The sequence below is a fragment of the Agrococcus sp. UYP10 genome, assembly GCF_040547205.1.
In the GTDB taxonomy this organism is placed as follows: domain Bacteria; phylum Actinomycetota; class Actinomycetes; order Actinomycetales; family Microbacteriaceae; genus Agrococcus; species Agrococcus jenensis.
Window position 1 is genome coordinate 2604310 of sequence record NZ_JBEPPG010000001.1, and the last position, 21615, is coordinate 2625924.

General features: G+C 73.2%; 20 protein-coding genes. 15 read left to right on the plus strand and 5 right to left on the minus strand.

Annotated features, from left to right (window positions below):
* Nucleotides 1–79: 79 nt before the first annotated feature.
* Genes ABIB37_RS12805 through metE form a run of 4 tightly spaced genes read left to right on the plus strand, consistent with a single transcriptional unit; the run spans nt 80 to nt 5839 of the window.
* Entirely contained in the window at nt 80–1279 is a 1200-nt protein-coding gene (locus ABIB37_RS12805; protein WP_354260950.1) for a MalY/PatB family protein, read from the plus strand.
* On the plus strand, nt 1276–2619 hold the full coding sequence (locus tag ABIB37_RS12810) for an O-acetylhomoserine aminocarboxypropyltransferase/cysteine synthase family protein (protein ID WP_354260952.1): 1344 nt from the start codon (nt 1276–1278) through the stop codon (nt 2617–2619). Before ABIB37_RS12805 ends, ABIB37_RS12810 begins: the two co-directional genes overlap by 4 nt.
* Nucleotides 2616–3572 (plus strand): methylenetetrahydrofolate reductase, encoded by a 957-nt coding sequence (locus ABIB37_RS12815; RefSeq protein WP_354260954.1) that lies wholly within the window; start codon nt 2616–2618, stop codon nt 3570–3572. Before ABIB37_RS12810 ends, ABIB37_RS12815 begins: the two co-directional genes overlap by 4 nt.
* Nucleotides 3569–5839: a 5-methyltetrahydropteroyltriglutamate--homocysteine S-methyltransferase gene (gene metE, locus ABIB37_RS12820; protein ID WP_354260956.1), complete on the plus strand. Its 2271-nt coding sequence runs from the start codon at nt 3569–3571 to the stop codon at nt 5837–5839. The genes ABIB37_RS12815 and metE overlap by 4 nt, the downstream gene beginning before the upstream one ends.
* Before the next feature lie 84 nt (nt 5840–5923).
* On the opposite strand, the gene ABIB37_RS12825 is transcribed toward metE, so the two are convergent.
* Entirely contained in the window at nt 5924–6817 is an 894-nt protein-coding gene (locus ABIB37_RS12825) for a DUF808 domain-containing protein (protein WP_354260958.1), read from the minus strand.
* A gap of 184 nt (nt 6818–7001) precedes the next feature.
* Between ABIB37_RS12825 and ABIB37_RS12830 the strand changes: the two genes are divergently transcribed.
* The 10 genes from ABIB37_RS12830 (at nt 7002) to ABIB37_RS12875 (ending at nt 15816) form a co-directional block, all read left to right on the plus strand.
* Nucleotides 7002–7214, plus strand: coding sequence for a KTSC domain-containing protein (locus ABIB37_RS12830; RefSeq protein ID WP_354260960.1), 213 nt, complete (start codon nt 7002–7004; stop codon nt 7212–7214).
* A 16-nt stretch (nt 7215–7230) separates the two neighbouring features.
* Nucleotides 7231–7611, plus strand: a complete 381-nt coding sequence (locus tag ABIB37_RS12835) for a hypothetical protein (protein ID WP_354260962.1) — start codon at nt 7231–7233, stop codon at nt 7609–7611.
* A gap of 227 nt (nt 7612–7838) precedes the next feature.
* Nucleotides 7839–9437: a TIGR04028 family ABC transporter substrate-binding protein gene (locus ABIB37_RS12840; RefSeq protein WP_354261624.1), complete on the plus strand. Its 1599-nt coding sequence runs from the start codon at nt 7839–7841 to the stop codon at nt 9435–9437.
* Between the two features lie 5 nt (nt 9438–9442).
* The gene (locus ABIB37_RS12845; protein ID WP_354260964.1) at nt 9443–10375 is read left to right on the plus strand and encodes an ABC transporter permease; all 933 of its coding nucleotides are present in this window, start codon (nt 9443–9445) and stop codon (nt 10373–10375) included.
* Nucleotides 10372–11220, plus strand: coding sequence for an ABC transporter permease (locus ABIB37_RS12850; RefSeq protein WP_354260966.1), 849 nt, complete (start codon nt 10372–10374; stop codon nt 11218–11220). Before ABIB37_RS12845 ends, ABIB37_RS12850 begins: the two co-directional genes overlap by 4 nt.
* Nucleotides 11217–12887: a dipeptide ABC transporter ATP-binding protein gene (locus ABIB37_RS12855; RefSeq protein ID WP_354260968.1), complete on the plus strand. Its 1671-nt coding sequence runs from the start codon at nt 11217–11219 to the stop codon at nt 12885–12887. Before ABIB37_RS12850 ends, ABIB37_RS12855 begins: the two co-directional genes overlap by 4 nt.
* Nucleotides 12887–13915: an LLM class flavin-dependent oxidoreductase gene (locus ABIB37_RS12860; protein ID WP_354260970.1), complete on the plus strand. Its 1029-nt coding sequence runs from the start codon at nt 12887–12889 to the stop codon at nt 13913–13915. Before ABIB37_RS12855 ends, ABIB37_RS12860 begins: the two co-directional genes overlap by 1 nt.
* Entirely contained in the window at nt 13905–14546 is a 642-nt protein-coding gene (locus ABIB37_RS12865) for a CMD domain protein (protein WP_354260972.1), read from the plus strand. The genes ABIB37_RS12860 and ABIB37_RS12865 overlap by 11 nt, the downstream gene beginning before the upstream one ends.
* Nucleotides 14543–15157 (plus strand): alkylhydroperoxidase domain protein, encoded by a 615-nt coding sequence (locus ABIB37_RS12870; RefSeq protein ID WP_354260974.1) that lies wholly within the window; start codon nt 14543–14545, stop codon nt 15155–15157. Before ABIB37_RS12865 ends, ABIB37_RS12870 begins: the two co-directional genes overlap by 4 nt.
* A complete protein-coding gene (locus ABIB37_RS12875; RefSeq protein ID WP_354260976.1) occupies nt 15157–15816 on the plus strand; it encodes a VOC family protein in 660 nt (219 codons plus the stop codon). Before ABIB37_RS12870 ends, ABIB37_RS12875 begins: the two co-directional genes overlap by 1 nt.
* 36 nt (nt 15817–15852) lie before the next feature.
* Here the strand turns inward: ABIB37_RS12875 and ABIB37_RS12880 are convergent, their stop codons facing one another.
* The 4 genes from ABIB37_RS12880 to ABIB37_RS12895 are packed head-to-tail and all read right to left on the minus strand — an operon-like array spanning nt 15853 to nt 21006.
* Entirely contained in the window at nt 15853–16698 is an 846-nt protein-coding gene (locus ABIB37_RS12880) for an ATP-binding cassette domain-containing protein (protein WP_354260978.1), read from the minus strand.
* Nucleotides 16695–18485: an ATP-binding cassette domain-containing protein gene (locus ABIB37_RS12885; protein WP_354260980.1), complete on the minus strand. Its 1791-nt coding sequence runs from the start codon at nt 18483–18485 to the stop codon at nt 16695–16697. The genes ABIB37_RS12880 and ABIB37_RS12885 overlap by 4 nt, the downstream gene beginning before the upstream one ends.
* Complete coding sequence (locus ABIB37_RS12890; RefSeq protein ID WP_354260982.1) at nt 18482–19423, minus strand: ABC transporter permease; 942 nt, start codon at nt 19421–19423, stop codon at nt 18482–18484. Before ABIB37_RS12890 ends, ABIB37_RS12885 begins: the two co-directional genes overlap by 4 nt.
* 59 nt (nt 19424–19482) lie before the next feature.
* Nucleotides 19483–21006, minus strand: a complete 1524-nt coding sequence (locus ABIB37_RS12895; RefSeq protein ID WP_354260983.1) for an ABC transporter substrate-binding protein — start codon at nt 21004–21006, stop codon at nt 19483–19485.
* Between the two features lie 324 nt (nt 21007–21330).
* On the opposite strand from ABIB37_RS12895, the gene ABIB37_RS12900 reads away from it, so the two are divergent.
* Nucleotides 21331–21567: a dodecin family protein gene (locus ABIB37_RS12900; RefSeq protein WP_354260985.1), complete on the plus strand. Its 237-nt coding sequence runs from the start codon at nt 21331–21333 to the stop codon at nt 21565–21567.
* Nucleotides 21568–21615: the final 48 nt, after the last annotated feature.

The window sequence follows — 21615 nt, forward strand, 5'->3', positions numbered from 1 at the left end:
TCGCCGTGTTACCGGCGTGCTGGGCTTCGCCCCCGCGCCCCTGCTTATCTGGCTCCGTCAGCACGACGGAGGGAGCAGCATGGACGGGCACGGTCGCGACGAGCACGCGTGGGACGCGATCCGCAGGGTCGACCTCGAGCGGCCGTCGAGCCGCAAGTGGAGCCTGCACCCCGGCACGATCGGCGCCTGGGTCGCCGAGATGGACTTCGGCACGGCCCCGGCGGTGCGCGAGGCGCTCGGCCGCGCCATCGCCGATGACGTGCTGGGCTACCTCTCCCCCTCGACGGCCGCGGAGCTCGGCGAGGCCGCCGCGGCGTGGCAGGCCAGGGAGCACGGCTGGCTCGTCGACCCGGAGCGCGTGCACGCGGTCTCCGACGTCATGGCCGCGCTCGGCGTCGCCGTCGAGGAGTACTCCCCCGCTGGCTCCGCCGTGATCGTGCCGACGCCCGCCTACATGCCGTTCCTCACCTACCTCGAGCGCCTGGGCCGCCGGGTGGTGGAGGTGCCCGGCGTCGTCGTGGACGGCCGCTGGCAGCACGACCTCGACGGGATCGACCGCGCGTTCGCCGCGGGCGCCGGCACGCTCGTGCTCTGCAACCCGCACAACCCCACCGGCACGGTGCTGCCGCGCGAGGAGCTCGAGGCGATCGCCCTGCTCGTCGAGCGCCACGGCGGGCGCGTCTTCGCCGACGAGATCCACGCCCCGATCCGCTTCGACGGTCGCGGGCACGTGCCCTACGCCTCCGTCTCCGAGGCCGCCGCCGCGCACACCATCACCGGCACGAGCGCCTCGAAGGCCTGGAACGTGCCCGGCCTCAAGGCCGCGCAGCTCATCACCTCGAACGACGCGGACGAAGCTGTCTACCGCCGCTTCGGCTTCGCGGTCGTGCACGGCGCGTCCACCCTCGGCGTCATCGCCGCGACCGCCGCCTACCGCGACGGCGGCGCGTGGCTCGAGGGCGCGATCGCCTACCTGCAGCGCAGCCGCGACCTGCTCGCCGCGCTCGTCGCCGATCGGCTGCCGGCCGTGCGGTGGCGGCCACCGGAGGCCACCTACCTCGCCTGGCTCGACCTCGGCGCGCTCGACCTCGACCGCGGCGCCGGCTCGCCGGCGTCGCTGGTGCTCGAGCGCGCGGGCGTGGCGCTCACCGACGGATCGCTCTGCGGGACGGGCTTCGACGACCACGTGCGGCTCGTCTTCGCGACGCCCGCCCCCGTGCTCGAGGAGGCGGTCGACCGCATCGCGACGGCGCTCGTGCCCGCGGGGGTGGCACGATGAGCGGGCTCGGCTTCGAGACCCGGCAGGTGCACGCCGGCGCGATCGTCGACGCCGAGGCCGGCGCGCGGGTCACGCCGATCTACCAGAGCGCCGGCTACGTCTTCGACAGCTTCGACGACGGGGTCGAGCGCTTCGCCGGCCGCAGCGCCCGCCGCGCCTACTCGCGCAACGACAACCCCACGAACGTCGTTGCGGCGCGGCGCATCGCCGACCTGGAGGGCGGGGTCGACGGCGTGCTCGTCGCGAGCGGCCAGGCCGCGATCGCGATGGCGCTCAGCGCGCTCGCGCAGGCGGGCGACCACATCCTCACCACCGACCGCCTCTACGAGGGCACGCGCGAGATGATCCGCGGCGCGCTGCGCCGGCAGGGCCTCGAGTTCGAGGCGCTGCCGATCGATGCCGACGAGGACGCCTGGGTCGCCGCCGTGCGGCCGAGCACCCGCGCGATCTACGCCGAGTCGATCGCGAACCCGCTCGGCGAGGTCGTCGACCTCGCGCTGCTCGGCCGCGTGTCGGCGCGCACCGGCGTGCCGCTCGTGGTCGACAACACGGTGGCGACCCCGTACCTGTGCCGGCCCATCGAGCACGGCGCGGCCGTGGTCATCCACTCGACCTCCAAGTGGCTCGGCGGCCACGGCTCGGTCATCGGCGGCGCGATCGTCGACGGCGGCGGCTTCGACTGGACGGCCGCGGCCGCCCGCTTCCCGCACCTGCACGAGCCCCGCCCGCACGGCGCCCCGTCGTTCGCCGAGCGCTTCGGCGGCGCGGCCTACAGCGCCTACCTGCGCTCGGTCGTCGTGCTCGAGCACGGCCCGACCGTGCCGCCCTCGAGCGCGTTCCTGCTGCTGCACGGCATCGAGACGCTGTCGCTGCGGATGGAGCGGCACGTCGCGAACGCGGTGGCCGTGGCCGACGCGCTGCAGGGCCACCCCGCCGTCGCGCGCGTGCACTACCCCGGCCGCGCCGACGGCCAGTCGGAGCGCGTCGCCCGGCTGCTTCCCGACGGCGCGGGCTCGATCGTCTCGATCGACCTCGCGGGGGGCAGGGACGCGGCGCGCACGTTCCTCGACGGCCTGCGGCTCGTCAGCCAGATGACCCACATCGGCGACGTGCGCACGCTCGCGATCCACACCGGCAGCACCATCCACGGCAAGCTCGACGACGCGGAGCGCGCCGAGCTCGGCATCACGGAGGGGCTCGTGCGCATCTCGGTGGGCATCGAGCTCGTCGACGACATCGTGGCGGACCTCGAGCAGGCGCTGGACGCGGTGCTCGCGGCAGGCGAGCGCACCGGGACGCGGCGCTCGGCCGCCGCGCAGCTCGAGGCGGTGTACCCGTGAGCCGGCTGCGCTACTCGTTCGAGCTCTACCCGCCGCGCGACGAGGCCGCGAGGCTGCGCGTCGAGGCCGCCGTCGACGCCTTCGCCGCGCTCGAGCCGGAGTTCGTCTCGGTCACGTTCGGTGCCGCCGGCACCTCGACCTCGCACTCGCTCGACGTGCTGCAGCGCCTGCTCGACGGGGGCGCCAGCCCCATGGCGCACCTGACGTGCGCGGGCCTCGAGGTCGACGAGACCGGCAGGCTCGTGCGGCAGTTCCTCGACGCCGGCATCACGAAGTTCCTCGCGCTGCGGGGCGACCCGCTGCAGGGCGGCGCCGTCCGCCCCAGGCGCACGCTCGCCTCCGCCGCCGAGCTCGTGCAGCTCATCGGCCGCGTCGAGGCCGAGCGGATGCCGTACGCCGAGACGCCGCTGCCAGGGCTCCGCGCCCCGATCCTCGGCGAGCGGCGGGGCGCCGCCCTCGGTGCTCGCCGTGCGGCGACCGAGATCGCCGTCGCGGCGTTCCCCAACGGCCACCCGGGCGCGGGCACCCGGCGCAGCGACGTCGACGCGCTGCTCGCGAAGCAGTCGGCCGGGGCGACGATGGCCATCACGCAGCTGTTCTTCGACCCCTACGACTACGCGCGCTTCGTCGAGCTCGCCCGCTCCCGCGGCGTGACGATCCCGATCGTGCCCGGCGTCGTCGTGCCGACGACGGTCCGGCGGCTCATCCGCTCGGCCGAGCTCGCGGGCGAGGGCGTGCCCCGCGTGCTCGCGGAGCGGCTCGAGGCCGCGAGCCCCGAGGACGCGCGCCGGCTCGGCGTCGACGCCGCGGTCGCCCTCATCGGCGCGCTCGCCGAGCACGACCCGGGCGCCGTGCACCTCTACACGTTCAACGACCACCGCCCGGCGATCGACGTCCTCGCCGGCGTCGGCGCCCTCCCCCTCACCGCCCCCACCCCGACCGGAGCACCATGACCACCACCACCCCCGCCTTCCCCGGCGGCACGATCCTCGGCTACCCGCGCATCGGCCGCCGTCGCGAGCTGAAGCGCGCGCTCGAGTCGCACTGGCGCGGCGCGATCGACGACGCCGCCTTCCACGAGGCGGCCCGCGCCAACCGGGTCGCTGACCTGCAGCGGCTCGTCGCGCTCGGCCTGCTCGCCGACGACGCCTCGATCCCGGTCGAGGGGGCGCACTACGACCACGTGCTGGATGCGACCCTGACCTTCGGCGCGGTGCCCGCCCGCCTGCGCGGGCGGCTGCCGTCCGGCCTCGCCGGCGAGTGGCTGCTCGCGCGCGGCGCCGGCGACGACGTGCCGCTCGAGATGACGAAGTGGCTCGACTCGAACTACCACTACCTCGTGCCGGAGCTCGACGCCGCGTCGACCTTCTCGCTCGCGGACACGCGCATCGTCGATCGCTTCGTCGAGGCCGGCGAGGCCGGCGTGCACGCGCGGCCGGTCGTCGTCGGCCCCGCGACCTACCTCGCGCTCGCCAAGGGCACCGGAGTCCGCCCGCTCGACCTCGCCGACCGGCTCGTGCCCGCCTACGCGGCGCTCGCCGCCGCGCTCGCCGCCGCGGGCGCCACCTGGATCCAGTTCGACGAGCCGGCGCTCGTCGCCGACCACGAGGACGCGACGCTCGCCGAGCTGCAGGCCATCGCGCGCGCCGGCATCGAGGCCGCGCGGGCGGCCGGACTGCGCGTACTGCTGCACGTCGGCCACGGCGACGCGGCCGGCCGGGTCGAGCCGCTCGCCGACGCGGTCGACGCGCTCGCCGTCGACCTCGTGCGCGGCACCGCCCCCGCGACCGACGGCGTGCAGCTCGTCGCCGGCGTCGTGCACGGCCGCAACGTCTGGCGCACCGACCTCGACGCCGCGCGCGAGGCGCTGCGCGCGCTCGCCGAGCGCGGTCCCGTCTCGGTCGGCACGAGCACGACGCTGCTGCACGTGCCCCACGACCTCGACGCCGAGGAGGCGCTCGAGCCGCGGCTGCGGTCGTGGCTCGCCTTCGCCGACCAGAAGGTCGCGGAGGTCGCGGCGCTCGCCGCCGCGCTCGCGGGCGACGTCGACGAGGCCGCGTTCGCCGCCTCGCGCGCGGCCATCGACGACCGGCACGCGGCGCCTGGCGTGCGCGACGGCACGGTGCGCGAGCGCCTGGCCGCGCTGCCCGCCGACGCCCGCACGCGCAGCCCCTACGCCGATCGGGCCGCGCAGCAGCGGGTCGCGCTCGACCTGCCGCCGCTGCCGACGACCACGATCGGCTCCTTCCCGCAGACGGGCGACATCCGCACCGCCCGGGCGCGCAACGCGCGCGGCGAGCTCGACGACGCCGGCTACACCGAGGTGCTGCGCGACGAGGTGCGCCGCGTCGTCGCGCTGCAGGAGGAGCTCGGCCTCGACGTGCTCGTGCACGGCGAGCCGGAGCGCAACGACATGGTGCAGTACTTCGCCGAGCACTTCGACGGCTTCGCGCCGACGCAGCACGGCTGGGTGCAGTCCTACGGCTCGCGCGCGACGCGGCCGTCGATCCTGTGGGGCGACGTGGCGCGGCCGGAGGCGTTCACGGTCGAGTGGATCGCCTTCGCGCAGTCGCTCACCGACCGGCCCGTGAAGGGCATGCTCACGGGACCCGTGACGATCCTCGCGTGGTCGTTCGTGCGCGACGACCAGCCGCTCGGCGAGACGGCCGACCAGGTGGCGCTCGCGCTCGCCGACGAGATCGCCGACCTCGAGGCGGCCGGCATCCGGATCGTGCAGGTCGACGAGCCGGCCCTGCGCGAGCTGCTGCCGCTGCGGCGCGAGGCGCGGCCCGCCTACCTGGACTGGTCCGTCGGCGCGTTCCGGCTCGCGACCGCCGCGGCCGCGCCCGCCACGCAGATCCACACGCACCTCTGCTACTCGGAGTTCAACACCGTCGTCGACGCGATCGACGGCCTCGACGCCGACGTCACGAGCATCGAGGCGGCCCGCTCGAAGATGGAGGTCGTCGACGCGCTCGCCGAGCACGGCTTCGGTCGCGGCATCGGTCCGGGCGTCTACGACATCCACTCCCCCCGCGTCCCGGCGGCCGCAGAGCTCGACGAGCTGCTGGAGACCGCGACTCGGGCGATCCCGGACCGGCTGCTGTGGGTCAACCCCGACTGCGGGCTCAAGACGCGCGGCTACGCCGAGACGGTCGAGAGCCTCGGCAACCTCGTCGAGGCGGCCCGCCGCGCCCGCGCGGCAGTCGCCGTGCGATGAGCGGCGTGCGGCTCGCGGTCCTCGACGCCCTCCTCGACGCCGACTCGATCGGCCGGATCGTGGACGAGCGCCGCGAGCCGCACGTCAGTGCGCGGTGCCGACCGGCGCCTTCCGCTTGAGGAGGCGGGCGACACCGAGCACGATCCCGACGACGACGATGCCGAGCACGAACCCGAGCACGGCGGACACGGCGGTGTCGGCGAGCCAGACGATGACCGGGCCTGCTGCGTCGACCGCGTCCGTCACCGCGTGGAGCAGGTCGTAGGGGGCGTGCCAGATCGTCTCGGCGAGGTTGGCGATCACGAGGTGCCCGCCGACCCACAGCATGGCGACCGTTCCGACGACGCTGATGACCTTGAACACGACCGGCATGGACCGGACGATGCGTGCACCCAGGGCGCGCGCCGCCGGCGCCTCCTTGACCATGAGGTGCAGCCCGACGTCGTCGATCTTGACCAGCAGGGCGACGGCGCCATAGACGATCGCGGTCATCCCGAGGCCGATCACCACGAGTGCCGCGAGGGTCATCCAGATGCCGAGGTCCGGGTCGAGGCTCGCGAGCGAGATGAGCATGATCTCGGTGGAGAGGATGAGGTCGGTGCGGACGGCGCCCGACACCAGCTTCTTCTCGTCGCGCACCTCGGTCTCCTCGGCGGCGTGATGGAAGCCGAACCACTCCATGACCTTCTCGGCGCCCTCGAAGCACAGGTACGTCCCACCCACGATGAGCAGGTACGGCAGCACCCAGGGTGCGAACGCCGAGAGGAGGAGCGCGAGCGGGATGATGATGAGGAACTTGTTGAGCAGGCTTCCTCGCGCGATCCGCCAGACCACCGGCAGCTCGCGTGCCGGGCTGAGCCCCTGCACGTACTGCGGGGTGACGGCGGCGTCGTCGATGACGACGCCGGCGGTCTTCGCGCTCGCCTTGAGGGCGGCAGAGAGTATGTCATCGACGACGGCGAGCAGGCCGACCGACATGGGAGCTCCTCAGGGGTTGTTGCACCAGGTGCAGCGGTGGCGACGGGGTGAAGCATGCGCTTCGCCTCCGCCATTCTCCCTTGCCGAGATGGACGAAGGCCTCGCCGGCGTCGTGGAGGCGGCCCGCCGCGCTCGCGTGACGGCTGCCGTGCGCCGAGGCGGCCGACAGGGCTACCGTTGGCGCATGCCGCGGATGCAGCACGTGGAGTCGTCGAGCGTCGACGCGGTCGGCTTCGATCCCGCGCGCAACGAGCTCACCGTCCGGTTCGTGAGCGGCGACACCTACGTCTACGGCATGGTGCCGCGCGCCGTGTTCGAGGCGCTGCTCACCGCCGACTCGATCGGGCGGTTCGTGAACGAGCGCATCAAGCCGCGCCACCCGGTGCGAGCCTCGTGATGCTGCGGGACGCCTGATGCTCACCCTCGCGCTCGCCCGCCGCGTCCGCGATGCCGGCGTGCTGTGGGAGCCCGCGCCCGGCGACCGCTTCACGATCGACCGCGAGAGCGTGGCCGGCGACGTGTTCTGGATCAGCCACCTCACGATCGACGTCCACGTCATCCAGGGGCAGCCCGTGCTCGGCTTCAACGGCACCACGGAGTGGGCGCTCGACTCCGTGAGCCTCGACGACGCGCTGTGGCTGCCGCGCGAGGACCAGCTGCGCGAGCTGGTCGGCGACCGCCTGCTCGCGCTCGAGGCCGGCGACGGTTGGGTCGTGCGGACGGTCGACGGGCGCTTCCGCGACCCCGACGTCGAGGTCGCCTACGCGCTCGCGCTCCTCGCCGCCTTGGAGTGACCCTCCCAGCCTGCGTGACCCGCTCCCAGCCTGTGTGACCCGCTCCCAGCCTGTGTGACGTCATGTTGCGCCGCGAGGTGCGACCGGCCTCCGTGATCGGCTTTGCTTGTGCCAGCACCAAGCACCGCTTATGGAGGTCCATCGTGATCCACACCACCCCCCAGCGCACACCGCTCCGCCGACGGCCGTCCGTCCGACTCGCCGTCGCAGCCGGCGTCGCCTCGACGATGGCCCTGACGGCGTGCGCCGCGGGCGAGGCGGCGGCACCGGGCGCCGCGAGCGATGGCCCCGTCACCGGCGGCACGCTCACCTACCTCGAGCACCAGGCCTACACGACGCTCTACCCGCCGGCCGCGGGCTTCTACCCCAACGGCGCGCTCGTGAACAACCTCACCGCACGGCTGCTGCACCAGGACCCCGAGACGCTCGAGCTCGAGCCCTGGATCGCCACCGCGCTCCCGGAGGTCAACGACGACGCGACGGAGTACACCTTCGACATCCGCACCGACGTGACGTACTCCGACGGCACGCCGCTGACCGCCGAGAACGTCGTCGCCAACCTCGACCTGTTCGGGCTCGGCGACCAGGACCGCGCGCTCATCGTCTCGGAGGCCGTCAACAACTACGAGCGCGGCGAGGTCGTCGACGACGACACCGTCCGCTTCCACTTCCGCGCCCCGGCGCCCGGGTTCGCGCAGGCGGTGTCGACCATCAACTCCGGCCTGCTCGCCGACGCGACGCTCGAGCGCGACTCCGAGGGCTTCGGCCCGGGCAACGCCGCCGACATCATCGGCGCCGGCCCCTTCACGGTCGAGTCCGAGGAGGTGGGCACGAGCATCCGCCTGGCCGCCCGCGAGGACTACGCGTGGGCGCCGCCGTCGGCCGAGAACCAGGGCCGTCCCTACGTCGATGCCGTCGACATCGTCATCGCTCCTGAGGACAGCGTGCGCATCGGCTCGCTCGCCTCGGGCCAGGCGCACATCGCGCGCCAGGTCGAGCCGCAGCACGAGGAGCAGGTCACGAGCGCAGGGCTCTCGCTGCACGCCGCACAGACGAACGGCGTCAACAACGGGCTCAGCTTCCGCTTCGACCACCCGCTGCTGCAGGACATCGACGTGCGGCGGGCGCTCATCGCCGGCATCGACCGCGAGGAGGTCGTCTCGTCGATCTTCTCGGACGCCTACCCGCTCGCGACCTCGTCGCTCTCGAGCAGCGCGCTCGGCTACAGCGAGCAGGAGGACGCCTACGCCTACGACCCCGACCTCGCCGAGCAGCTGCTCGACGACGCCGGCTGGGTCGTCGGCGCCGACGGCATCCGCGTCCGCGACGGGCAGCGGCTGCACCTCGTCGTCAACGAGGCGCTCCCCCAGCCCCGCTCCCGCGACGTCATCACCCTCGTCGCGCAGCAGCTGCGCGAGATCGGCGTCGAGCTCGAGCTCTTCCAGGGCGACCAGGCCGCCCAGACCGCCGCGTCGACCGACATCGACCAGATCCAGATCTACCACTCGATGGTCGGCCGGGCGGACTTCGACGTCATCAAGAGCCAGTTCTCGATCGACAACCGCAACACGCTGCTGAACGAGGGCGCGGACGGCCAGCCCATCGACGCCGAGCTCGAGGCGCTGCTCCAGCAGGTCGCCTCCGAGCCCGACACCGAGGCCCGCGCCGCCGCATCCGCCGCCGTCCAGGCCCACCTCACCGAGCAGGCCTACGTGCTGCCGTTCTTCGAGGAGCCGCAGGTCTACGGCGTGCAGCCGCAGGTGCACGGCTTCGAGACCGAGTCGGTCGGCCGCCCCACGCTCTCGGGCGTGTGGCTCGAGGGGTGAGCCGGATGCGCTTCGCACTCCGTCGCACCGGTCAGGCCGCGCTCGTCGTCGTCGCGACCTTCGTGCTCGCCTTCCTGCTGCTGCAGGCGCTGCCGGGCGACGCGATCGTCGCCCGGTACGCGAGCCCGGAGCTCGGCCTCACCGCGGCGCAGCTCGACGAGCTGCGCGCCGTCTACGGCACCGACCAGCCGATCTGGGTGCAGCTGTGGCAGTCGGCCGCCGGCTTCCTGACCGGCGACCTCGGCACCTCGCTGCAGAGCGGCGCGAGCGTCGAGACGCTGCTCGCCGCCGCCCTGCCGTCGACGCTGCTGCTCGCGTCGCTCGGCTTCGTCGTCGCGGTGCTGCTCGCCGTCGGCATCGCGGTGGCCGCGACGAACGGCCGCGGATGGCTGCGTCGCGGCTTCCGCTCGCTCCCGCCGCTGTTCGTCTCGATCCCGGTGTTCTGGCTCGGCATCGTGCTGCTGCAGGTGCTCTCGTTCCGGCTCGGCCTCGTGCCCGTCATCAACGCGAGCCCTGCCGAGGCGCTCATCCTGCCCGTCCTCACGATCGCGGTGCCGATCGCGGCCCCGCTCGCCCAGGTGCTCATCCGCAGCATCGACGACACCGTCGCCGAGCCGTTCATCGCGGTCGCCCGATCGCGCGGCGCCGGCCCCGGCTGGGTGCTGTCGCGCGAGGTGGCGCGCAACGCGCTGCTGCCGACCCTCACGATCGCGGGCGTCCTGTTCGGCGAGCTCGTCGCCGGTGCGGTCGTCACCGAGACGGTGTTCGCCCGCTCCGGGCTCGGCCGGCTGACGCAGGAGGCGGTCGCGAACCGCGACATCCCCGTGCTGCAGGCGATCGTCGTCATCTCGGCGGTCGGCTTCGTCGTCATCAACCTCGTCGTCGACCTCGTCTCCCCCGCGATCGACCCGCGCCTCCGCCGGGCGGTGCACGCATGAGCGCGATCACCGCCGCGCTCGGCGAGCGCACCGCGCGGCCGTCGGCCCGGCCGCGACCGACCGCGACGCTCGTGGTCGCCGTCGTGGTGCTCGCGGTCGCGCTCGCCTGGGCCGTGCTGCCCTGGCTGTTCACCGCGCAGGACCCCATCGCGGGCGTCGCCGCGGATGCGCTGCAGGCGCCGAGCGCCGCGCATCCGTTCGGCACCGACGCGACCGGCCGCGACCTGCTCGCGCGCGTCATCTTCGGCGCCGGCAACTCGCTCTCCGGCGCGGCGATCGCCGTCCTCGTGGGGCTCGTCGTCGGCACCGCCATCGGCGTGCTCGCCGGCTCGCTCGGCGGTCTGCTCGAGGAGGCGCTCATGCGCGTCGTCGACGTGCTGCTGGCCATCCCCGGGCTGCTCCTCGCGCTGAGCGTCATCGTGCTGCTCGGCTTCGGCGTCGCGAACGCGGCGATCGCCGTGGGCGTCACCTCCATCGCCGTCTTCGCCCGGCTCGCCCGCTCGCAGGTCGTGCGCGTGCGCCGCAGCGACTACGTCGAGGCGGCGTTCGGCTCCGGCGGCACGTTCCTCGGCGTGCTCGGCCGCCATGTGCTGCCGAACTCGCTCGGGGCGGTGCTCGCGCTCGCGGCGCTGCAGTTCGGCAGCGCCATCCTGCAGATCTCGACGCTCGGCTTCCTCGGCTACGGCGCACCGCCGCCGATCCCGGAGTGGGGCCTGCTCATCGCCGAGAGCCGCGACTACGTCGCCACCGCCTGGTGGCTCACCACCCTGCCCGGCGTCGTCGTCGCCGGCGTCGTCCTCTCGGCGAACCGCGTCGCCGCCGCCATCAGGGAGAGAAGCGCATGACCGATCCACTGCTCCGCATCACCGACCTCGCCGTCTCGTACCGCGCGGGGCACGCCCACCGGGAGCACGGCCGCCGGACCGCGGTCGACGGCGTCGGCCTTGAGCTCGGCCGCGGCGAGGTGCTCGCGCTCGTCGGCGAGTCCGGTTCCGGCAAGACCACCATCGGCCAGTCCGTCATCGGCCTGCTCGCCCCCGGCGGACGCGTCGACCGCGGCGCGATCGAGCTGCAGCTCGCCGGCGGTCCGCTCGACCTGACGCGACTGCCCGCGCGTGCGGTGCAGGAGCTGCGCGGGCGCCGCATCGCGCTCGTCCCGCAGGACCCAGGCACCTCGCTCAACCCCGTGCGCACGATCGGGGCCTCCATCGCCGCGCCGCTGCGCATCCACCGCTGGGGCACGCCCGACCGCATCCGCCGCCGCGTCGTCGAGCTGCTCGACCGCGTCGGCCTCGACGACCCCGAGCGGCGTGCCGGGCAGTACCCGCACGAGCTCTCCGGCGGCATGCGGCAGCGCGCCCTCATCGCCGCCGCGATCGCGCTCGAGCCCGAGCTGATCATCGCCGACGAGCCGACGAGCGCGCTCGACGTCACGGTCCAGCGACGCATCCTCGACCTGCTCGACGACCTGCGCGACGAGCTCGGCTCGAGCGTGCTGCTCATCACCCACGACCTCGCGGTCGCGGCCGAGCGCGCCGACCGCATCGCGGTGCTCCGCGCCGGTGCCGTCGAGGAGGCCGGTGCGACGAGGGAGGTGCTGCGCGAGCCGGCGAGCGCCTACACGGCCGAGCTGCTCGCCGACGCGCCCGCGCTCGACCACGAGTCTCCGAGGCCGCCGCGGCTGCCCGGCGATCCGTTCCTCGTCGTCGACCGCCTCGTGCACGAGTACGGGCGCGGCCGGGATGCGTTCCGCGCCGTCGACGATGTCTCGTTCGCGGTGGAGCGAGGCACGACGCACGCCCTCGTCGGCGAGTCCGGCTCGGGCAAGACGACGATCGGGCGCGCGGTGGCGGGCTTCCACGGCCCGTCGAGCGGCGACATCCGGATCGGCGCGCACGACGTGCCGGCCGAGCGCCGGGACCGTCGGCTCCGCCGCGTCGTGCAGCTCGTCTCGCAGAACCCGTACGCCTCGCTCGACCCGCGCCGCACCGTCGGCCAGACGATCGGCGAGCCGCTGCGCAACTGGCGGCCGGCCGACGGCGGCGTGCGCGACCGCCGGGCGCTCGCCCGCCGCGTCGCGACCGCCCTCGACCGGGTCGCGCTGCCCGCCGACGTCGGCGACCGGCTGCCTGCCGAGCTCTCGGGCGGACAGCGGCAGCGGGTCGCGATCGCCCGCGCGCTCATCATCGAGCCGGAGCTCGTGGTGCTCGACGAGGCGGTCTCGGCGCTCGACGTCACCGTGCAGTCGCAGATCCTCGAGCTGCTCGAGCAGCTCCAGCGCGAGCTCGGCCTCACCTACCTCTTCATCACCCACGACCTCGCGGTCGTGCGTCGCATCGCCGACACCGTCACGGTGCTGCAGCGCGGCCGGGCGGTCGAGACGGGCACCGCGCACCAGGTGCTCGGCCAGCCGCAGCACGAGTACACGAGGGCGCTGCTCGACGCGGTGCCCGCACCCGACTGGCTGCGGGACCTCCGCGGCCCGCGACGACCCCAGCTGGAGGTGGCGTGATGGCGCCCTCGATCGGATTCTTCACCCGCGTGCTCGACGACGCCTCGGCGCCGGAGCGGTACCGCATCGCGCTCGACCAGGTAGCGCTCGCCGAGCAGCTCGGCTACCGCACCGCCTGGGTCGCCCAGCACCACCTCGACGGCGCCGAGGGCGGCCTGCCCTCCCCGTTCGTGCTGCTCGCCGCGGCCGCGGCCCGCACGTCGCGCATCCGCCTCGGCACGGCGATCCTCACGCTCGCGCACGAGCAGGCCGCGCGCGCAGCCGAGGACGCCGCGGTGCTCGACGCGATCGCCGACGGCCGCGTCGAGCTGGGCCTCGGCACCGGCGGCAGCCCGCGCACGCTCAGCGCGTTCGGCGAGGACGCCGCGCACCGTCGCGCCATCTACGACGCGAAGCTCGTGCGGCTGCGCTCGCTGCTCGACGGCTCCGCCGACGTCGAGCTCTACCCGCGCGCCCGCGGGCTCGCGGACCGCATCTGGCAGGCCACGTTCTCGGCCGAGGGCGCGCGCACCATCGGCGCGCACGGCGACGGGCTCATGCTCTCGCGCGTGCAGCCGCCACCCGCCGACCTGCCCGCCGGCGCCTCGCCGCCACGAGTCTGGGATGTGCAGCGGCCGCTCGTCGACGCCTATCTGGAGGCGCTGCCCGCGGGCGTCGCGCCGCGCGTGCTCGCCTCGCGCAGCGTCGTCGTCGTCGACCCGGCGGAGCGCCGGTCGGTGCGGGCGCTCGCCGAGCAGGGCATCGGGCGGCAACTCGCGCAGCTGCAGGGCGTGACGCCCGGCTCGCTCTCGATCGACGAGCTGCTCGAGCGCAGCGAGACCCACCTCGGCACCCCCGCGGAGGTCATCGACTCGCTCGCCGCCGACGTCGTCGCCGCCGGTGCCACCGAGGTGTCGGTCCAGGTCCACTCGGTCGATCCGCACCCCGCCATCGCGGCGCGGTCGATCGAGCTGTTCGCGCGAGAGGTCGCGCCCGCGCTCGGCTGGAAGGTCGCGCACGCACTGCAGGAGGAGCGCCATGTCGCATGACGTCATCGACCACCTCGCCGAGATCCCCGCAGGATCCCGGCTCGACGAGATCCGCCGGGCGAGGCCCGACGCGCGCGAGCACGCGCAGCAGAGCTTCCTCGCGCTGCTCGAGCCCGCCGATCCCGGCCGGCTGTCGCTTGCCGACCGCTACGCGGTCGCGGCCTACGTCGCGCTGCTGCACGACGGCTCTGCGACGCCCACGCGGGCGGCCGCCTTCTACCTCGAGCTGCTTGGCGACGAGGCGGATGCCGACCTCGTGCGTGCCGTGCGGCGCGCGGCCGACGAGGGACGGGCATCCGGCCCCTACGGCGACTACCGCGAGCCCGGCCTCGCCGACGAGGCACGGCCCGGCCCGGCCGCCGTCGTCGACCGCTCGGCGATCCCCGCGCGGCTCGCCGCCGCGCTCGAGCACGCGCACCTGCTCGTGCTGCACCCGCGCGACGCGAGGCCCGCATCGCTCCGCGCGCTCGTCGACGCCGGCTGGGAGGCCGACGCGATCGTCTCGCTGAGCCAGCTCGTCGCGTTCCTCGCGTTCCAGCTGCGCCTCGTGCACGGCCTGCGGACGCTCGCCGCCACGCCGGCCGCGGGCGACACCCCCACCCACCACGAGCTCCAGGAGGCACGCGCATGAGCGGCACGCACGACCGCACCCCGATCCTCGACCACCCCGAGCTGCGACGGCCAGAGGCCTTCACGCAGCGCGGTCTCAGCTGGGCGCCGTGGGCGCCGCCCATCCCGGAGGACGAGCTCACCGACGTGCAGCGGCACGCGCTCGTCGAGGCCTCGCGCTCGTCGAGCCCCTACTTCCGGCTGCTCGCGCGCGACCCCGAGGCGCTCCGCGCCCGCACGCTCACCGACCTCGACATCTTCGGCAACGAGGCGGGCGGGCTGCCACGCTGGGAGCGCGAGCTCTCGGCCGCCGCGGCGTCGCGCGTCAACGGCTGCGTCTTCTGCGCCTCCGTCCACGCGCGGGCCGCGTCGCGGCTCTCGGACGGCACCGACGACGTGCAGCGCCTGCTCGACGAGGGCGTGGGCGCGCGCGTCGACGACCGGTGGGACGCGATCGTCGACGCCTCCGCGGCGCTGACCGCGACCCCGGCCGCCTTCGGTCCCGAGACCGTCGAGCGGCTGCGCGCCGCAGGCATCGACGACGCCGGCATCGTCGACCAGATCGCCGGTGCGGCGTTCTTCAACTGGGCGAACCGGCTGATGCTGTCGCTCGGCGAGCCGGAGGTCGTCTGATGGGCGCGCCCGCGATCCTCGACCACGTGGTGCTGGCCGGCCCCGACCTCGCCGCGACGATCGACGAGGTCGAGCGGCGCACCGGCGTGCGCGCCCCGCTCGGCGGCCGCCACCCGGGCGGCACGGCGAACGCGCTCATCGCGTTCACCCGCGGCGGCCGGCGCGTCAAGCAGTACCTCGAGCTGATCGGGCCCGACGCCGAGGGCGGCTGGACGGCATCCGAGGTCGGCCGGTTCGGCATCGCCGCGCTGCCGGCGCCCGCTGTGGTGAGCTTCGCCATCGCACCCCATGACCTCGACGCGACGGTCGAGCGCGCGACCGCCGCGGGCGCCGGCATCGGCGCGGTGGTGCCGCTGTCCCGACGCACGCCCGACGGCCGCGAGCTCGCGTGGCGGCTCGGGCTGCCGGAGGACGAGCGGCAGCCGCCGTTCCTCATCGACTGGGGCGACACGGCGCATCCGGCGCTCGACGACATCCCTGCGCTCGAGCTGCTGGCGGTCCGGCGGCTCGCGACCGACGTCGCCGCGGAGAGCGCGCGCCTCAGCGCGCTGGGCGTCGATGTCGGCGACGGACGCGATGCGCTCCAGGTCGTCGCGGCCGACGCCGACGGCATCGAGATCGAGGTCGAGGTCGACGGCCTGCCGGTCGTGCTGCGCTGAGGCGGCCTCGCGCGGCATGGCTCGCGCGAGGCCGCCTCAGCTGAGCCGCAGGTACTCCCCGCGTCGCGCGGCCTGGCGATCAGGGTCCGGGACCGGCGACGCCAGCAGCAGCCTCTGCGTGTAGGGATGCGACGGCGTGGAGGTGACGGTCTCGCCGCTGCCCGTCTCGATGATCTCGCCGCCGAGCATGACCGCGACGTCGTGACTGATGTACCGCACCACAGCGAGGTCGTGCGTGACGAACAGGTACGAGACACCGGTCCGGTCCTGGATGTCGATGAAGAGGTCGAGGATCTTCGACTGGGTCGAGAGGTCGAGGGCGCTCACGGGCTCGTCGCACACGATGAGCTTCGGTTCGAGGGCGAGCGCGCGGGCGATCGCGATCCTCTGGCGTTGGCCGCCAGAGAACTCCCGGGGCAGGCGCCGCCCCGAGTCCGTCGCGAGCTGCACGCTGTCGAGGAGGGCACCGACCCGCCTCGACGCATCCCTGCGGCTCATCCCGTGGGCCGTCAGCGGCTCCGTGAGGATGGCCTCGATCGGCATCGCGGGGTTGAGCGAGGAGTACGGGTCCTGGAACACCACGCCGATGTCGCGGCTCAGCCGCCGTCGCCGTCGTGTCGAGAGCGCGGAGATCTCGTCGCCCTCGAACCGGATGCTGCCGGACTCGACCGGGACGAGGCCGACGATCGCGCGACCCAGTGTCGTCTTGCCAGACCCCGATTCCCCGACCAGCCCGAGCGTCCTGCCGCGGTCGATGGAGATCGACACGTCGGTGAGCGCGCGGAACGGTGCGCGCCGGAGGCCCCTCGCCTGATAGACGACGTCGAGGTGCGAGACGTCGAGGAGCGGCTGCGCAGCGCCGTGCGTCGCGTCGGTGCTCACAGCGCCTCCGTCCCGGCCGGGCGCTCGGAGCGGGGCGGGGCGTCCTCGAGCGTGGCATCGAGCAGCATGCGGGTGTACGGATGCTGGGGTGCAGCGAAGAGCTCACGCACGCCGCGCTGCTCGACGATCACGCCGTCCTGCATGACCGCGACGCGATCGCAAATGTCTGCGACGACACCGAGGTTGTGCGTGACGAGGATCATGCCCATGTTGCGCTCCCGCTGCAGGTCGCGCAGCAGCTCCAGCACCTCGGCCTGCACCGTCACATCGAGTGCCGTCGTCGGTTCGTCGGCGATGAGGAGCTCCGGATCGCACGACACGGCTCCGGCGATCAGCACGCGCTGCGCCATGCCGCCGCTGAGCTGGTGGGGGTAGGCCGCCATGGTGCGGGGCGGGTCGGGGATGCCGACGCGGTCGAGGAGCTCGAGCGCTCGCTTCGTCGCCTCGGCCTTGCCGATGCCGAGCTTGTGGCGCATCGGCTTCGTCAGCTGCGTGCCGATCGTGAACGACGGGTCGAGGTTCGACATCGGCTCCTGCGGCACGTAGGCCATGCGCGTGCCGCGCAGACCCTGCAGCTGCGTGTCCGTGGCACCGATGAGGGTCACGTCGCCGAGCGCCATGCGCGCGGCGGAGACTCGCGCCTCCGGTGGCAGCAGTCCCAGGATGCCGAACGACGTCTGCGACTTGCCAGAACCCGACTCGCCCACGAGGCCGAGCACCTCGCCCCGGTCGACGTGCAGCGAGATGCCTCGCACGACCGGCTTCTCGGCGTCGCCGACTCCGGGATAGGCCACCCGGAGGTGCTCGACCCGCAGCAGCGCATCCTCGGGCGAGACGGCTGCGCCGTCCGCCGCCGAGGCATCGAGCACCAGCTGGGCGCGCCCGGCAGCCGAGGCGCGCGGCTGCTTCGCCTTCGCGGCGCGGTCCCCGCGGTCGGCGCCCAGTGCATCCGCGAGCGCAGCGCCCAGGACGACGAGCGCCATCACGGTCAGGCCGATCGCCGCACCGGGGGCGAGGACGAGCTCGGGCGCGCGATAGATCGTCTGGAACGCCTCGCTGAGCATGCCGCCCCAGCTGGGTCGCGACGGGTCGCCGAAGCCGAGGAACTCGAGCCCGGACTGCACGATGATCGCGAGGCCGAAGACGAAGGATGCGCGCACGAGCAGCGGCCCGAGCACCACCGAGAGGATGTGCCGGAAGATGATGCGCATGCTGCCGAGACCTGCGACTCGGGCGGCGTCGACGTAGAGCTCGTCCCGCACGTTCACCACGACGCTGCGCGTGAGGCGGAACAGGTCGGGCGACGCCAGCACCCCGAGCGTCACCATCGTCGGCGTCAGTCCGCTGCCGAGCGAGGTGATGACGACGATGATGACGAGGATCTCCGGCAGCGACATCAGCAGGTTCGAGCACCAGCTCGCGACGCCGTCGAACCACCGGGAGGAGTACCCCGCTATGAGCCCCGTCGGGACGCCGCAGAGGATGGCGGTGCCGATCATGATCGCGCCGGCCTGCAGGCTGACCTGAGCGCCCCAGAGCAGCCGGCTGAGCACGTCGCGTCCGCTGGCATCCGTGCCCAGCAGGTGCGCACCGCTCGGCGGCAGCAGGGTCTCGGAGAGCTGGATGAGGTTCGGGTCGTACGGCGCCAGCTGCCTCGCGAACACCGCGAGCAGCAGGATGCTCAGGAGCACCGCGGCGGCCGCCATCCCGATGGGATTGCGAGCGAACCGCTTGATCCTCCTCAACCGGATGCCGTCGATCGGCGCGGCCTGCGCAGCTGCCGTCATGCGTTCCGCACCTTCGGGTTGAGCGCGCCGTACGCGACATCCACGGCGAGGTTGACGACCACGACGAGGCCCACGGTGAAGAGCAGGACGCCCATGATCACCTGGATGTCGCTGTTGCCGCTGGCATTGATCGCCACGGATCCGATGCCCTGCAGGCCGAACACCCGCTCGATGATCGCGGCGCCGCTCATCGCGGCGATGAACTGCAGCGAGAGCATGGTGAGGGCGGGCGGAGCGGCGTTGCGAAGGACATGGGTCAGGAGGATGTTCCGCGACGGGAGCCCTCTGCTGCGCAGGGTCCGGATGTAGTCCTGGCTGTAGACGTCGATCACCGAGTTGCGCAGCTGCTGCGCGATCGCGGCGATCGACCCGATGGCGAGCGCGACCACCGGCAGGGTGATGCTGAGGAGCCAGCCGCCCGGCGAGTCGACGATGTGGATGTACCCGGTGGCGGGGAACCATCCGAGGTTCACCGCGAACACGATCGCCAGGATGATCGCCACCCAGAAGTTGGGGAGCGCGAACCCGAGCACCATGACCACCTGGAGGAGGCGATCGATGCGACCTGGCTTGATGGCGGCGACGAGGCCGAGGAGCACGCCGACCGTCGCGGCGACGACGATCGCGCCGAGCGCGAGGGACACGGTGACGGGCAGCCTCGTGACGAGCAGGTCGATGACCGGCGTGCTCTGGGCCGACGACATCCCGAGATCCCCCCGGAGCGCGTGACCCAGCCAGTCGAGGTACTGCTCGACGACGGGACGGTCGAGGCCGAGCTGCTGCCTGCGGGTCTCGACCTGCGCCTCGGTGGCGTAGAGGCCCAGCGCGCCCCTCGCGGGGTCGGTCCCGGTGAGATGGAGGAAGAAGAACATCCCGGTCACCACGGCGAAGGCCAGGCCCAGTCCCGCAGCCGCGCGGCGCGCGATGAACCGGAACATGGTGGCTCCTCGGTCAGGGGTGCGGCAGGGCGGATCGGTGGTCCGCCCCGCCGCCCGGATCAGCTGGCAGGTGCGAAGAAGCGGAGGCTCGGGACGAGCTGCGCCTGCTGCATCGTCACGGCGATGTCCTCGGACGACAGGTAGACGTTCTCCTGCGTCACGATCGGCGCGAACCAGGCCTCCTCCACGAGGTGGGTGTTGAGCTCGCGGTAGAGCTGCGCCTGCGCATCGCCGCTCGCGCGCGGGATCTCCTCGAGCAGACGCGTCACGGTCTCGTCCGTGTAGCTGAAGCTGTTCCACAGCGCCGTCGGGGTGAGCTTGTTCAGCACATCGGTCCAGGCGGGGATGTTCGTCGAGAACGACAGCATGAACGCGGGCTGCGCGATGAGGGTCTCGAGACCACCATCCGAGAAGCCGTTGATCGGCACCTGCTCGACCTGCACGCCGATGTCGCCGAGGTACTGCGCGACGATCGGCACCAGCGGCGACATGAAGCCCTCCGAGTACGAGATCGGGATCGAGAAGCCATCGGGGTAGCCGGCCTCGGCGAGCAGCTCGCGTGCCCGCTCGGGGTCGTACGGATAGGCATCGTTCAGCTCATCGACCCAGGCCTCGCTCGCAGGGTTGAAGGTCTGCGTCGAGATCTGGCCGAATCCGCTGTAGTAGCTCTCGAGGATGGCCTCGCGATCGAGCGCGTAGTTGAACGCCTGCCGCACCCGGACGTCGCCCAGCGCCGGGAGCACGGAGCCCCCGCGGTCCTGCATGATGATGCCCTGCCACTCCCCGGGCACCGTCTGCACGGTGAAGCCGGCCGACTCGGCCTGCGCCACCATGTCGGAGGTGCCGTACATGAACTGGATCTGGCCGGTCGCGAGTGCGTTGTAGCGGGCCGAGAAGTCCTCGTACGGGCGGATCTCGATCGTCTCGAACGGGTACGCCTCAGCGTTCCAGTAGTCCGGGTCGGCGTCGAAGACGTAGCGCACAGCCGACTCCGACTCGCTCGCGTCGAGCGTGTAGGGCCCGCTGCCGACAGGCTCGCTGCCGAGCGTCCCTGCCGCGATGGCGGCGGGGCTGGCCATGAAGCCGAGGTAGGTGGCCAGCGCCGAGAGCAGTCCCGGATTCGGCGCCTCGAGGTTGAGCTGCACGGTGAAGTCGTCGACCACGACGACCTCGGTGATGGTCTTGGCCGCCTCCGAAGCGCTCCCGGCCCCGGCTCTGCGCGCATCGATGTTGGCGACGACCGCATCGGCGTCGAAGGGGGTGCCGTCGCTGAACACCACGTCCTCGCGCAGCTCGAGCGTGAGCTCGGTGAGCTCGTCGTTGTAGGTGAACGCCGTGGCGAGGTTGCCTTCGATGGTCGAGTCCGCCGTCTTCCTCAGCAGCGGGTCGTAGACGGCTTCCGCGTACTGGATGATCGCGCCCTCCTTCATCTCGGCGGGGTCCCAGGTGATCGCGTCGCCGTTGTTGCCGATGACGAGGCTGGTCGGGGCGGCATCTCCATCCGGGGTCGCACCCGTGGCGCACCCGGTCAGCAGGAGCGCGCCGGCGACAGCCAGCGCACCGAGCTTGGTTGACGATCGCACGATTCGTTCTCCTCTACGGTCTGATCGACGCTGACGTGGGCATGAGGGATGTGCGCCCGCCGAGGCACCGCGCGGCCGGCCGATCAGCGGGCTCGAGCATGCGGGAGCGGTGGTGGGTGCACGCGCGCGTCGGCAGCTGCGTCACCTTCGAGCGGAGCACAGGACCCGCCATGAGCTCCATGGTCATGGATGGTATGCCACATGACCCGCGAGGAGGGACGACGGCGAGCCGACCCCGTCGGAGTCCTGCCTTCCCTCCGCATCCGATCCGCGCTTGGCTGTCGGTGCGGGGGCTTCCCCGCATCGCGGTCAAGGAGGACGGCAATGGCATCTGTGGCACGCATCACGACGATCAGCGCTCGCTCGGAGCAGAGCTTCGAGGACGCGATCACGCAGGGCATCGCCCGGGCGGGGCAGACGCTCCGAGGGATCGAGGGCGCCTGGGTCAAGGACCACGTCGTCAACATCAAGGACGGCAGCATCACGTCGTGGCAGGTCAACCTCGAGGTGACGTTCGTCCTCGACGACGCCGGCGCCGCGGTCGACGCATCATCCGACTGACGACGGGTCCGACGGACCCGGCCTGAGCGCGGCGACGGTGCACGCCGC

What these genes read in the sequence shown, in the direction of transcription:
- ABIB37_RS12825 (WP_354260958.1), bottom strand. Translation starts at nt 6,817, where the DNA reads ATGTCGGTCGGCCTGCTCGCCGTCGTCGATGACATACTCTCTGCCGCC.
- ABIB37_RS12890 (WP_354260982.1), bottom strand. Translation starts at nt 19,423, where the DNA reads ATGTTCCGGTTCATCGCGCGCCGCGCGGCTGCGGGACTGGGCCTGGCC.
- ABIB37_RS12845 (WP_354260964.1), top strand. Translation starts at nt 9,443, where the DNA reads ATGCGCTTCGCACTCCGTCGCACCGGTCAGGCCGCGCTCGTCGTCGTC.
- ABIB37_RS12870 (WP_354260974.1), top strand. Translation starts at nt 14,543, where the DNA reads ATGAGCGGCACGCACGACCGCACCCCGATCCTCGACCACCCCGAGCTG.
- ABIB37_RS12885 (WP_354260980.1), bottom strand. Translation starts at nt 18,485, where the DNA reads ATGACGGCAGCTGCGCAGGCCGCGCCGATCGACGGCATCCGGTTGAGG.
- metE (WP_354260956.1), top strand. Translation starts at nt 3,569, where the DNA reads ATGACCACCACCACCCCCGCCTTCCCCGGCGGCACGATCCTCGGCTAC.
- ABIB37_RS12805 (WP_354260950.1), top strand. Translation starts at nt 80, where the DNA reads ATGGACGGGCACGGTCGCGACGAGCACGCGTGGGACGCGATCCGCAGG.
- ABIB37_RS12900 (WP_354260985.1), top strand. Translation starts at nt 21,331, where the DNA reads ATGGCATCTGTGGCACGCATCACGACGATCAGCGCTCGCTCGGAGCAG.
- ABIB37_RS12840 (WP_354261624.1), top strand. Translation starts at nt 7,839, where the DNA reads ATGGCCCTGACGGCGTGCGCCGCGGGCGAGGCGGCGGCACCGGGCGCC.
- ABIB37_RS12855 (WP_354260968.1), top strand. Translation starts at nt 11,217, where the DNA reads ATGACCGATCCACTGCTCCGCATCACCGACCTCGCCGTCTCGTACCGC.
- ABIB37_RS12810 (WP_354260952.1), top strand. Translation starts at nt 1,276, where the DNA reads ATGAGCGGGCTCGGCTTCGAGACCCGGCAGGTGCACGCCGGCGCGATC.
- ABIB37_RS12850 (WP_354260966.1), top strand. Translation starts at nt 10,372, where the DNA reads ATGAGCGCGATCACCGCCGCGCTCGGCGAGCGCACCGCGCGGCCGTCG.
- ABIB37_RS12865 (WP_354260972.1), top strand. Translation starts at nt 13,905, where the DNA reads ATGTCGCATGACGTCATCGACCACCTCGCCGAGATCCCCGCAGGATCC.
- ABIB37_RS12835 (WP_354260962.1), top strand. Translation starts at nt 7,231, where the DNA reads ATGCTCACCCTCGCGCTCGCCCGCCGCGTCCGCGATGCCGGCGTGCTG.
- ABIB37_RS12830 (WP_354260960.1), top strand. Translation starts at nt 7,002, where the DNA reads ATGCCGCGGATGCAGCACGTGGAGTCGTCGAGCGTCGACGCGGTCGGC.
- ABIB37_RS12860 (WP_354260970.1), top strand. Translation starts at nt 12,887, where the DNA reads ATGGCGCCCTCGATCGGATTCTTCACCCGCGTGCTCGACGACGCCTCG.
- ABIB37_RS12875 (WP_354260976.1), top strand. Translation starts at nt 15,157, where the DNA reads ATGGGCGCGCCCGCGATCCTCGACCACGTGGTGCTGGCCGGCCCCGAC.